At 45.3% G+C, this 12,902-nt stretch carries 9 protein-coding genes; all 9 read right to left on the reverse strand.

What is annotated here, in order from left to right:
- Window positions 1-7 precede the first annotated feature (7 nt).
- The gene (locus tag JMF81_RS13140) at window positions 8-2,122 is read right to left on the reverse strand and encodes a sensor histidine kinase (RefSeq protein WP_201311892.1); all 2,115 of its coding nucleotides are present in this window, start codon (window positions 2,120-2,122) and stop codon (window positions 8-10) included.
- A complete protein-coding gene (locus tag JMF81_RS13145; protein ID WP_201311893.1) occupies window positions 2,094-2,801 on the reverse strand; it encodes a response regulator transcription factor in 708 nt (235 codons plus the stop codon). Before JMF81_RS13145 ends, JMF81_RS13140 begins: the two co-directional genes overlap by 29 nt.
- 151 nt (window positions 2,802-2,952) lie before the next feature.
- Complete coding sequence (locus JMF81_RS13150) at window positions 2,953-4,497, reverse strand: metallophosphoesterase (RefSeq protein WP_201311894.1); 1,545 nt, start codon at window positions 4,495-4,497, stop codon at window positions 2,953-2,955.
- Window positions 4,498-5,423: 926 nt separating this feature from the next.
- Window positions 5,424-6,620 carry an NADP-dependent isocitrate dehydrogenase gene (locus tag JMF81_RS13155; protein WP_201311895.1) on the reverse strand — a complete coding sequence of 399 codons (1,197 nt, stop codon included), beginning with the start codon at window positions 6,618-6,620 and terminating at the stop codon, window positions 5,424-5,426.
- 189 nt (window positions 6,621-6,809) lie between these two features.
- Window positions 6,810-8,528, reverse strand: coding sequence for a [FeFe] hydrogenase, group A (locus tag JMF81_RS13160; protein ID WP_201311896.1), 1,719 nt, complete (start codon window positions 8,526-8,528; stop codon window positions 6,810-6,812).
- Window positions 8,522-10,354 (reverse strand): NAD(P)-binding protein, encoded by a 1,833-nt coding sequence (locus JMF81_RS13165; protein ID WP_201311897.1) that lies wholly within the window; start codon window positions 10,352-10,354, stop codon window positions 8,522-8,524. Before JMF81_RS13165 ends, JMF81_RS13160 begins: the two co-directional genes overlap by 7 nt.
- 147 nt (window positions 10,355-10,501) lie before the next feature.
- Window positions 10,502-11,338, reverse strand: coding sequence for a DegV family protein (locus JMF81_RS13170; RefSeq protein ID WP_201311898.1), 837 nt, complete (start codon window positions 11,336-11,338; stop codon window positions 10,502-10,504).
- 86 nt (window positions 11,339-11,424) lie between these two features.
- Entirely contained in the window at window positions 11,425-12,282 is an 858-nt protein-coding gene (locus JMF81_RS13175; protein WP_201311899.1) for a DUF368 domain-containing protein, read from the reverse strand.
- The gene (locus JMF81_RS13180) at window positions 12,283-12,762 is read right to left on the reverse strand and encodes a DUF5721 family protein (RefSeq protein ID WP_201311900.1); all 480 of its coding nucleotides are present in this window, start codon (window positions 12,760-12,762) and stop codon (window positions 12,283-12,285) included.
- Window positions 12,763-12,902: the final 140 nt, after the last annotated feature.

Below are 12,902 nucleotides of genomic sequence, written 5' to 3' on the forward strand. Positions count from 1 at the left end.
TTTTACATCATTTTACTTTTTCTGTGTATTTCTGGAAGGAAATCTCCACTCTGAACTGGTCTCCCCGGACCTCAATGCCGAAATCTCCCCCACAATTTTTGGTAAAACTATCTGCAATTGACAATCCCAGTCCATTGCCTTCACTGGTTCTGGATTTTTCTGCCCTGGCAAATCGTTCCATAATTTCTTCTTCCGTGAAATCCATTTCATAGGATGCGGTGTTGACGACTTCCAGTTTCAGCCTCTGATCGGTTTCTGTAATGTCAATAAAAATCCTCGTCCCCTTCATGGAATATTTTAATGCATTTTCCAGGACATTTTGTACCACCCGGTACATGCGGTTGACGTCTCCCAGGAATTTTGTATTTTGTGCTTTGCACTGAAACCGGATGTGGAATCCGGATGCTTCGATCTTATCACCCATATCTGCCATCGTCTGTTCCAGGAGTTTTCGCATATCCATAACTTCCAGAGATATTTTTGCATTTCCGCTGGTAGACTTTGCCAGTTCAAACAAATCTGAAATGATATTTTTCAGCCGTTCTGTTTTCTGGGTCAGGATCTTAACATAATCTCTCGCTTCCGGCGATAACGTCTCATCCCGGCTCAGGAGATCCACATAGCCAATGATGGACGTCAGCGGCGTTTTTAAGTCATGGGATACATTGGTGATCAGATCGATCTTCATGCGCTCATTTCGCATCTGATCTTCCAGCGCTTTCTCCATTCCATTTCCGATGTTGGCAAGCTTCTGGCTGTAATCGTAATAAACGCTTCCTTCCTCAATATCTGTCGTTGCCGTCAATTCTCCATTGGCGATCCGGTCAATCTGTTCTACCAGTTTGTTTAAGTCTTTCTGCTCTGCCGCATATTTATCAGAATATTTTACCAGATATTTCAGCCCGACAGCTCCCAGAATGATAAATCCAAGTCCCAGGGCGCCGGATATGTTCATAATACAAATTCCAAACAGGATAAAGACAATCAAAATCCTTCTCCCGATCCGGTATTGATGAATCCTGTCTTTTACATGCTGCTGCTCAAAACTCATTGCTTCATATTCCAGCTGATTTCTCTTTTTGGAATTCCGGTACCATTTTCGAAAATATCCGATGCATAAAGTCGAATCCAGCAATTTATGCTCCTTCAGTCTCCATACCGTTGTCTGAATGCAGACCGCAGCCAACGCAATCAGCGCCGGCACTAGGAAACTGCAGATCATAACGATCATCTCTTCCTGTGCCTGATCTGTCAGTCCCATCATATAGTCCTGACCTACACTCCAGGTCCATGCATACAAACCAATCAGGCCGACTCCGATCCAAAAAGCTGCCAGCAGGATCACTTCCCACCATATATGATCCAGCCACCGGAAAAATCTGGTCCGGCTTCCCTGCAGCGCAAACAATACGATCAGCAGAATGACACCCAGAACTTCCAATCCCAGAATGATTGTCATTTCTTTTACATAACGGATCAGCTGAGTCTGCTCTTTCTTATATTCCTGCTCAATCAAATCCATACCCTTTTGAGTGATGCGGATGCGAATCGTTCCTGATTCCAGCCGCCTTCCTTCTTCCCCATTGATCAGCAGACCCTCTGGCAGAGTAATCATCATATCTCCGGAAACCTGATAAAAGTTTTCCGGATCGTACTGGCCTTCATATCCGTTTTCCCAGTTCACAAACTGTCCGGCCTGATTAATCTGCTCGCTTTGATCTCTCTGTATTGTCATCTGCATTGTGTTGCCGCCCTGAAAATCGGCCTTCTGACTGCCATACTGGCTTTCTTCCCGGACTGTTTTCTTCCCATATGGTTTAAACACCAGATCCGCATCCAGATCCATTTCATTTTCCAGCTTATCGAGAAGATTCCGGGAAATTCCCTGATAATCTTCTGTCTCCAGGGAGTATCCCTGTTCTTTTGACCACTGAAACAAGAGTCCCTGCTGAAACAGATTGGTAAAATATCCGTTTTCTTCAAACTCATCCAGAGAAACTCCGGTCTGAAGAGATGCCGCCCCATTGGTTCCATTCAGCCCATACACGCCCCCTGCCGTCATCAGACAGATAACGGCCGCAATACACAGCGTATTAATCCATTTTTTCCATCTTATATCCAATTCCCCACACCACCTTTAAATATTTTGGATTCTTCGTATCAATCTCAATCTTTTCCCGAATCCTCCGGATATGGACCATAACTGTATTTTCCGTCGCGTAAGCTTCTTCCTGCCACACTCTTTCATAGATTTCATCCGCAGAAAATACCCGGCCCAGATGATTCATCAACAAATAAAGTATTTTGTATTCCGTTGCCGTCAGCTTTACCGGCTCCCCATCTACCAGAATCCGCTTTCCTTCTGTATCCAGGATCAGACCGCCATTTACAATCTTATCTTTGCTCTGCTTTGCGGAACTCATGCTGCCAAGCTGCATGTATCGGCGAAGCTGTGATTTCACTCTGGCTACCAGTTCATCCGGGCGGAATGGTTTGCTGACATAATCATCGGCTCCCATGGATAATCCCAGGATCTTATCACTCTCCTCTGTTTTTGCTGATAAAATAATGATAGGTATGTTCTTGCTCTCACGAATTTTCATAGTTGCGGACAACCCATCCATTTTCGGCATCATCACGTCTATAATAAGCAGCTGTACATCCTGAGACATCAGGATATCCATGGCTTCCAGCCCGTCGTAGGCTGCCAGGACCTGATAGTTTTCCAGTTCCAGGCGTTTTTTGATTGCTCCGACAATTTCTCTGTCATCGTCTACTACTAGGATCTTCGTTTGATTCATAATGCCCTCCCTATCTTTGATGATATTATCATATCAGTTGATTCTGTATTTTATGTTAATACAAACCTTTCAAAATTCTTACATTCTCCTTCTATTATAACGGCCATTGGAGATAAAACAAGGCGGAAGAATTATATTCTTCCGCCTTGTTTTATTCCTTTTCCAGCACAACTTCCCAGTCAGTCTTTCTCCCACAATCCGTCCGGTATGTATTGATTGTAAGTGTATCTTCTGCTGCTTCCAGAATCGAATATGCAGGTACATTTTCCTGCCACCGCGCTGCGATGTAGGACTGCCTGTCTTCTGCCAGACCATAGTATTTGCTGCCGGAAGAAGACCCGCCGGTGAGATAAAGAATGCCTTTGGGATTCTTATAAAGAACCCGCTGATTTTCTTTTACTCCCGAATCGGATTCTTTCCCGCCTTTTAACATTTTGCTTCTGGAATAGGCATGGTCATGTCCGGAAAGCACCAGATCAATCTTATTTTTTTCCAGGACAGGCGTCATTTCTTCCCTCATGGAAATAATTTCCGGTTCACTGGAATGAAGGGCAGAACCGTAAATATCCTGATGAAGCACGGCAATCCGCCATCTGCAGTCTTCGTTTTTTCTGATTGTTTCTTCTATAAATTTCCTGTGTTCTTCCGTATCATCATTCTGGGCGTTGATCATCAGAAACAGGCCGTTTCCATAGGTAAAATAGTAATCTCCTGCTGCTGCCGTACGTCCCAGTCTGCTTTGATTCGGCATATGGAAATGATAAGAAAAATTCGTATTGTCCCCATCGTGATTCCCCACAGATACTGCAGCCGGAAGAGACCGTAAAGCCGGAGGACTTAAAAATCCTGTATATTCGATTTCGTTATAGGAGACATCTCTGCCCGGGCATTGAGACTGCGGCGTCTGAATCTGATCTCCCGCTGAGATTATAAAAGAAGCTTTGTTCTTTGTCTGTTTCATGGCTGCCTGGATTGTCTGATTCCATCCTTTCGCATCCCGGCTGACTGCCTCTGACTGAGTTTTCCTGTATGTCTCAGAACCTGTATTTTTTGCCTCATTGGGAGATCCGATCTGAGGATCTCCTGCAAAAATAAAGCTGAATTCCTTAAATCCTTTTGTCCGGTACTCCATCGGTTCCGTGTATCCTTTTCCGTTGTCATAACTGTAATAATATACTGTGTTTTCTCTTAATCCTGATACTGTTACATAATTATAATGATACGTTTCCCCTCTGGAATCTTTCACTCCTTCTGCCGATGCCTGGACAGCCGGATAAAGTTTAGCTTTCTTCATATTCTTTCCCTCTCCGATTAATAAAGAAGGGATTTTTCCATCTGCCGTTTCCGGATCCATTTTTTCTGCAAGAGCTTTCATATCCGGATCGCTCTCTTCATCGGTGGTGTTCTCCGGCGTATACCACGCAAAATTGAGTTTGGATTCATCACTTCCGGGAAGCAGTGAAATCTGCGTCCAGTCATCCTTTACATCGTTCCAGTATGCCTGCCATCCGGCATCTTTTTGATTTTCCTGTGAGGCATCTCTCCTGATGAGAATCATTCCTGCTGCCGTAATGATTCCAATGATTATCAGGACACTGCCCCATAAGATCCTGTTTTTCTTTTTCATGTTTTCGTTTCCTATGTTTCCGTCTTTACCTGTGCGGCCTCTTTGATCTACAGGAGGCTCCTTCTTCATGCTTATCTCCTCCTGCGCAGGCTTTTTGATCCACCGGAGGCTCTTTTTCTATGTTTATCTCCTCCTGTGTGAGTTTTTTGATCCATGGGAGGCTCTTTCTTCATGCTTATTTCCTCCTGTGCAGACTCTTTGGCCCACAGGAGACTCTTTTTCTATGTTTATCTCCTCCTGTGCAGACTCTTTGCCCCACAGGAGGCTCTTTCTTCAATTTTGCCTCCTCCTGTGCAGGCTTTTTGATCCACAGGAGGTTCTTTTTCTGAACCTATTTCCTCCTGTGCAGGCTTTTTGATCCACAGGAGGCTCTTTCTTCATGTTTATCTCCTCCTGTGCGGCCTCTTTGACCCACCGGAGGCTCTTTCTTCAATTTTGGCTCCTCCTGTGCGGCCTCTTTGATCCACAGGAGGTTCTTTTTCTATGTTTATCTCCTCCTGTGTGAGTTTTTTGATCCATGGGAGGCTCCTTCTCCATGTTTATCTCCTCCTGTGCAGACTCTTTGATCCACAGGAGGTTCTTTCTCCATGCTTATCTCCTCCTGTGCAGACTCTTTAATCCACAGGAGGTTCTTTCTCCATATCTATCTCCTCCTGCGCAGGCTTTTTGACCCACAGGAGGCTCTTTCTTCATGCTTATCTCCTCCTGTGCAGGCTTTTTGACCCACAGGAGGCTCTTTCTTCATGCTTATCTCCTCCTGTGCAGGCTTTTTGACCCACAGGAGGCCCTTTCTTCAATTTTGGCTCCTCCTATGTGAACTCTTTGATCCACAGGAGGCTTCCCCTTCAAAATTGCCTCCTCCTGTGCAGACTTTCTAATTTTCCGGATGCTTCTTTCAAAAAAAACAGCTCTGTTCCTTACTTTCCCTGTATCTGACAAAGAACTAAAAAAATAGAACGATCTCAGGCTGTTTTCCTGAGATCGTTTCTCTTTTTTTATAATCTTTCTGCGATTGCCTTGATGAATCCTTCGCTGTTGACTGCGTTTACATTTTCCAGTGTTGTGATCAATGCAAGGTCTTTGGTCATAGTTCCGGATTCGATAGTATCCAGAGTTGCCTTTTCCAGTCTGTCCGCGAAATCCATCAGTTCCTGATTACCGTCTAACTCACCGCGTTTTCTTAATGCTCCGGTCCATGCGAAGATGCTTGCTACGGAGTTCGTGGATGTTTCTTCCCCTTTCAGGTGTTTATAATAATGACGCTGTACAGTTCCATGTGCTGCTTCATACTCATAATAGCCCTGAGGAGATACCAGTACAGATGTCATCATGGCCAGAGAACCAAAAGCAGATGAGATCATATCACTCATAACATCTCCGTCATAGTTCTTGCAGGCCCAGATAAATCCGCCTTCAGATCTCATAACCCTTGCTACTGCGTCATCGATCAGGGTATAGAAGTATTCAATACCAGCTGCCTCAAATTTCTCTGCGTATTCTTTATCATAAATTTCCTGGAAAATATCTTTAAAGTTGTGATCATATTTCTTGGAAATTGTATCCTTTGTTGCAAACCAGAGATCCTGTTTTGTATCCAGCGCATATGTAAAGCAGCTTCTTGCGAAACTTTCAATGGAAGCATCCAGGTTATGCATTCCCTGAATGATTCCCGGTCCGTCAAAATCGTGAATGGTTTCTCTGATTTCCTGTCCATCTTCTCCTGTAAAGACAAGTTCTGCTTTTCCAGGTCCTGGAACCTTGATTTCTACGCCTTTATACACATCTCCATATGCATGTCTGGCGATTGTGATTGGCTTTTTCCACTTGCTTACGGTTGGTGTAATGCCTTTTACAGTAATTGGCGCACGGAATACAGTTCCGTCTAAGATTGCACGGATGGTTCCGTTAGGACTCTTCCACATTTCTTTCAGGTCATACTCTTCCATACGGGCTGCGTTTGGAGTGATGGTAGCGCATTTTACCGCAACTCCATATTTCTTTGTTGCTTCTGCAGAATCGAAAGTAACCTGGTCATTGGTTTCATTTCTATGTTCCAGTCCTAAATCATAATATTCGGTTTTTAAATCTACATAAGGCAGAATCAATTCTTCTTTGATCATCTTCCAAAGAATCCTTGTCATTTCATCTCCGTCCATCTCAACTAACGGGGTCGTCATCTGAATCTTGCTCATGATTGTTCCTCCTATGGTGTTATTTCATTGCTGCAAGGCCATTTTATCAGCCTTTTAGGCTATATTATAGCGAAAAAACTGAATTCTGTAAACGTTATACAAAAAAAAGCACAATCTCCTGGTATCAAAACTAAGCTTCTTTCTATCTAAAAACAAAAGCTGCCTCCATTGGAAGCAGCCTGTTTTCTCTTAAATTCTATGTTCCGTATGCAGCAGCTGATGAGCTCTTTTGCCTCCCGGTTCTCCCATATACTCCTGATATAATGTCCGGATATCCGGATTTTCATGAGAAAAACGGATTTTGGCATTCTTATCAAGGAAATATAGATTTTCCCCTCGTTCGCCTGCCAGCTCATATCCGTCATGGATTGGCTGTCCGCCTCCGCCGGAACATCCGCCCGGACATGCCATAACTTCTACAAAATGATAATGGACTTTTTTCTTTCGAATGGCTTCCATCAGCATCCTTGTATTTTTCAATCCGCTTACTACGGCAATGGATACTTTCTTTCCTGCAATGTCAAATTCAGCTTCGGTCCAGCCTTTCTGCTTCACGCCGCGGATTTCCTTAAAAGCGTCTGCCGGAGGATTTTCTCCTGTCACCATAAAATAGGCAGATCGTAAAGCTGCCTCCATCACTCCGCCGGTGGCGCCGAATATTACCCCTGCGCCGCTGCTTTCCCCAAACGGACGGTCAAATTCCACATCTTCCAATGTGTGCGGATCAATGTAATCTGCTTTTAACATCCGGTCCAGCTCTCTTGTTGTCAGCACACAGTCTACATCATGTCCTGCAAACTCTTCATAAAACAGTGTCATTTCCCGTTCCGCTTTCTTGGCCAGACACGGCATGATAGACACGGCATAAATTCTTTCCGGTTCAATTCCAAGCTTTTTGGCAAAGGCGCTCTTCATTACGGCTCCGAACATCTGCTGTGGAGATTTTGCCGTGGAGAGACAGCCTGTCATCTGTGGATACTGAGTTTTCATAAAACTTACCCATCCAGGACAGCAGGAAGTGAACATCGTATCTTCCTCCAGTTCTCCTTTGGTAAATTTCTCCACAAATTCGTGGGCTTCTTCCATGATCGTAAGATCTGCGGAAAATGATGTGTCAAAGACATAATCCACTCCCATACGGCGCAGCGCATCCGCGATCTTACCTACTGCCGCCTCTTCTCTGGACAAACCAAGGGATTCTCCCCAGGCAGCCCGGACTGCCGGCGCGATCTGCGCAACAACAACGGTATCTTCCCGCTCCAGGGCGCGGTAAAAACTTGTTGTATCATCTCGTTCTCTTAAAGCTCCTGTCGGGCAGTGGGTCACGCACTGTCCGCATAACGTACAGTCAGCTGATGTAATGTCTCTGCATCCGGATACACCAACCGTTGTTCTTGATCCGGTTCCGGATACATCCCATACGTTCATTCCCTGGACTTTATCACAGATCTGAATGCACCGCATACATTTAATGCATTTGTTTGCCTCTCTGATAAGAGGGAAATGCATATCCCATTCCTGAAGCACCAGTTCCTGTTTGTAAAAACTTCCTACTACGTTCAGGTCATTGGCAATGGACTGAAGACTGCAGTTCCCGCTGCGCACGCACATTGGACATTCCATATTGTGCTGGGACAAAAGCATCTCTATGGTATGCCGGCGGTTTCTCCGGACTCTTGGACTGTTGGTATAAATCACCATGCCTTCTTCCACTACATTATTGCACGATGTTACCAGACGGCTCTGACCTTCCACTTCTACGACACAGATACGGCAGGCGCTGATTTCATTTACATCTTTCAGATAACATAATTTGGGAATCTGAATATGGATGGATGCTGCTGCTTCCATAATGGTCGTCCCTTCCGGAACCGAAATCTCCCGGTGATTGATCGTAACATTTACCATTTTATATCCCTGCCTCCTTTAAATATTCCGTATCCGAAGTGATCACATCTCAGACATCTGGATGCCTCCTGACATGCTTCCGCTGTTGTCATACAATTCTCTACGCCTTCGAAATCACAGATTCGTTCTCCTGCTTCCCGCTCTGTCATGTTAACCCTTCCGCACGGCTGTTTATCTTCCAGAATCGGTTCCGGTATTTCCACATCACTCCTGATTTCATGATGGTATCCCAGATATTCGTCAATATTTGCCGCAATAACTTTTCCTGCCGCTACTGCTGAAATTACAGTGGAAGGTCCGGAAGCACAGTCGCCTCCCGCAAATACGCCCGGCATTTCCTCAAATCCTCCGAATTTCTCGACACTGATTCTTCCTCTCTGAACCGGAACTCCGGATTCTTCAAAATGCTGGTATTCGATGTCCTGACCGATGGCCACGATCAGAGTCTGACATGGAATCAAAACGTCCTCTTCTCCTGACGGTCTTACACTCGGCCGGCCATTTCGAATGACGCTGATCATCTGAGGTGTAACCCAGATTCCTTCTACTTTTCCTTCCTCATTTTTTTCAACTCTGGACGGCGCCATCAATGTACGTATTTCCACGCCCTCTGCCTCAGCTCCCTGGATTTCGTCCGGGAGCGCGGTCATGTCTGCCACTCTCCTTCGATAGAGAATGCTGACTTTTTTCGCTCCCAGCCGGACTGCAGTCCGAACTGCATCCATGGACACATTTCCGCCGCCGATTACAGCTACTTCCTGTCCATCCAGTCTTTCTTCCTGCCCAAGAGCCACATTTCTTAAAAACTGCACCGCTGAGATTACACCATCGGCGTCCTCTCCTTCCAGTCCCATCTTTTTATCGGTGCTTGCCCCGATACTGATCAAAACCGCATCATATTGTTCTTTTAATTCCGCAAGAGAAATGTCTTTTCCGATATCTTTTCCAAATTCTACCTTGACTCCCGTATCCAGAATTGCCTGAATGTCCTGATCCAGCCGTTCCTTTGGAAGCCGGTAATTTGGAATTCCGTAGCGAAGCATGCCTCCCAGTTCCGGCAGCATTTCATACACAGTCACCTGATGTCCCATTAACTGCAGATAATATGCCGCGCTCAGTCCGCTTGGGCCTCCTCCTACTACCGCTACCTGTCTGCCCGTAGACGGCGCGCACTCCGGCGGCGCCACATAGCCGGCGGCATCGGAAGCCATCCGCTTCAGTCCTCTGATATTCACCGCATCATCGATCATATTCCTCCGGCAGAGATCTTCACAAGGATGTTCACAGATAAACCCACAGGTTGTCGGAAAAGGATTATCTTTCCGAATCAGCCGGATTGCGTCTTCATATCTTCCTTCTCGGACCAGAGCTATGTATCCCGGAATATCAACTCTGGCCGGGCAGCGGAACACGCACGGCACCGGCTGATTTAATGTACTAAGACAGCGGTGATACATAATATGTTCCAGATAATCTTCTTTGAATCCTACGGCTCCTTTGTACACCATATTGGCTGCCTCGTAGCCGATGGCGCAGTCTGCCGATTCCATAATAGACTGAGCGGTCTCCCGGATGGCAGTCAGTGTCCGGATATCCGCTTTCCCATCCAGCACATCTGTCAGAAGATTCTTCAGCTGTCCCAGTCCGACCCTGCACGGCACACATTTTCCACAGCTTTGCGCATGACAAAGTTCCAGAAAAGCCCGTGAAATATCCACCGGACATAAGCCCGGCGGACTGGACTCAATCCTGCGTTCCAGATCTTTGTACAGTCCTTCTACCACAAGCTGCGCATGATTGGGGGTCTGTAATTCTAAACGACTCATAAATTCCTCCTTTTTTATCGTCAGATTTCCACATCTGAAATAATCCGACCATTTATGATTGTTCCTAATTATATACAATCTGAGAATAAAAAACAAGACAGGGTTCCCTGTGCAGGAATCCCTGTCTTTATTGATAACAAAACTCATTTAATAGGACAAAATAATGCCTCCATCGCAGGCATACAGTGTACTTACGCCCTTTGTCTCGATAATCACGATCTCTCCGACGTCCAGATTTTTTTCAATCAGATTTTTTACAAATTCTGCTCTCTGGGGACAGTTGCAGTGTGCAATTGCCAGAATCCGCCGGGACAGATCTCTTCCTTCTTTTACAATGGATTCTACCATCCTGGACAATGCTTTCTTCATTCCTCTGGCCTGTGTCAGCTTCTGGATCACTCCATCTCTCGTTCCTTCCATCACCGGCTTAATATTCAGCGCGCCGGCCAGAGTCGCCGTCAGACTGGAAAGTCTCCCGTTCCTGCGAAGGACTTCCAGGGTTTCCAGAACAAAATAAGTACGCTGGGTGGAGATATACGCTTCCACTTTCTCAACCACTTCTTCAAACTTCATTCCGGCAGAGGCATACTCATAAATCTTTCTGGCAATCAGCAGCTGGGTTGTAGAGGCTCCTCTGGAATTGAACACGTAGATGTTTTTCTTTCCGTTTTCCTCTTCATAAAGATTCTTCCCCAGTACCGCGCTGTTGTAAGAACCGCTTAATTCCGCGGATAATGTGACAACATAAATATCATCTGCCTGATCATAAGCCTCCATATATTTCTCCGGCGCAGGACAGGCGGATCTCACTTCTTTCCGGCTCTCCGCCACCTTTTTGAGAAAGGACGCCTGGTCAAACGTCTCATCATCCATAATCTCTTCCCCATCTACGATCAGGGTCAGAGGCACCCATGTATAACACCCTTTCGCAAAATCTTCTTTTGTTAAATCCGTGCAGCTGTCGCATACAATATGAAAGCTCATATCGGTATCTCCTTTTCAAAACTTTATTATGTGGTATTGATTACTACTTATTCTACCATATCCATACAGCCATCACAATCCTTTTCTCATGATTCTTTGTCCCCCAGCCGGTTAGCCGCAAACAGTCCGATCAGCAGGGCAGGCACTCCCGTCAGGACAGAAACAGCATCAAAGGACATGCCTCTCATTTCTGCCAGGATTCCCACCGGCGATGCAATGATCAGTCCCAGAATGCCCCAGTAAGACGTTGTTTTATGATGCGCCAGGAGATATTCTACGATTTTCGCTATAACAATAATCCCTGCTCCCAGTCCAAGAACTGCCGGCGCCAGAATCAGGACACCCCGGATCATCTGATCCGCATTCATGGTCAGGAACCCCTGGATACATCCTGTAATCTCATCCAGCAAAGGCTGATAATACCCTATCAGTAAAAGAATCATGGAGCCGCTCACTCCCGGCACAACCATGGTCGCAGCAGAAATAATTCCTATTCCAAACATTTTTACTGCTGTCGCAAAAGACAGATCCATCACTGCTTCTTTTCCGCTGATATTCAGCATTGGCAGCACTGCTACCAGAAAGAAAAAGAAGAAAAACGCCAGAATCCCAGCCGTCCTGACTTTCTCTGCCCGGATTGGTTTCAAAATTTCCGGAATTCCGCCCAGTACAAGACCAACAAATAAAAGATTGGTCTGAAGCGGATATTCTTCAAACAGCCAGCGGATCACAAAAGACAGTCCTGCGAATCCCAGAACAACGCCGATTCCAATCGGCGTCAGAATCCGGATGCTGTTTTTCAGATCTTTCCTCAAATGAGTAATGGCATAAATAATCTTGTCGTAAATTCCCATGGAAATGGCCAGCGCCCCTCCGCTGACGCCCGGCATGATATTCGCCACTCCCAGCAGGGATCCTCTGCATATTTCTTTTAATAACCGCATTTACATAAACTCCTTCAAACGCTCTTTTACTTCCACATCCCAGTATTCTTCCACTCCCCGGTCCATGGTAAACGACCTTCTGGACACACCGGAAGTACATTTCAGGCTTTTTCTGTCATACAGAAGATTAATGAACAGCCCTGCAATCTCATCCTGTCCTGCAGCCAGGTTATATTTTTCAAGAAATCTTTCCACTTTTTCCGGCTTCAGCATCATAACAAACTGAAATGACAAAGGCGTCTTCTTTCCTTTGATCAGACCAAACATCCTTGCCTTTTCTCTCTCCCACGGAATATACGGATATATTCCGTATTCTTCCCATTCTTCTGTATCATAAAACTCCTTTAAAACTTTTCCATTGAATTCATATGCAATATCCATGGATAACTTTCCTTCATTCATCAAAAAGTCATCAAATAAATCTCCCGCAAGGAATCCTGCCATAAATCTCTTAATATTCTCAATCTCAACTGCTATCATTTTTGATCTCCTGATATAACCTTCACAAAAAACTACAGGTTCCGATACAGGACCATTTTCCCGGTCCTTTCTTTCCCAAAAAAGAAAATGGACAGCAGTTTCTGCTGTCCATTTCATTTTATCTTCTATCTGGTATTTTT

Source organism: Anaerostipes butyraticus (genome assembly GCF_016586355.1).
Lineage (GTDB): Bacteria > Bacillota > Clostridia > Lachnospirales > Lachnospiraceae > Anaerostipes > Anaerostipes butyraticus.

Coding starts and splice junctions, on each gene's coding strand:
- JMF81_RS13145 (WP_201311893.1), bottom strand. CDS start 2,801: ATGAATCAAACGAAGATCCTAGTAGTAGACGATGACAGAGAAATTGTC.
- JMF81_RS13150 (WP_201311894.1), bottom strand. CDS start 4,497: ATGAAGAAGGAGCCTCCTGTAGATCAAAGAGGCCGCACAGGTAAAGAC.
- JMF81_RS13155 (WP_201311895.1), bottom strand. CDS start 6,620: ATGAGCAAGATTCAGATGACGACCCCGTTAGTTGAGATGGACGGAGAT.
- JMF81_RS13160 (WP_201311896.1), bottom strand. CDS start 8,528: ATGGTAAATGTTACGATCAATCACCGGGAGATTTCGGTTCCGGAAGGG.
- JMF81_RS13165 (WP_201311897.1), bottom strand. CDS start 10,354: ATGAGTCGTTTAGAATTACAGACCCCCAATCATGCGCAGCTTGTGGTA.
- JMF81_RS13170 (WP_201311898.1), bottom strand. CDS start 11,338: ATGAGCTTTCATATTGTATGCGACAGCTGCACGGATTTAACAAAAGAA.
- JMF81_RS13175 (WP_201311899.1), bottom strand. CDS start 12,282: ATGCGGTTATTAAAAGAAATATGCAGAGGATCCCTGCTGGGAGTGGCG.
- JMF81_RS13180 (WP_201311900.1), bottom strand. CDS start 12,762: ATGATAGCAGTTGAGATTGAGAATATTAAGAGATTTATGGCAGGATTC.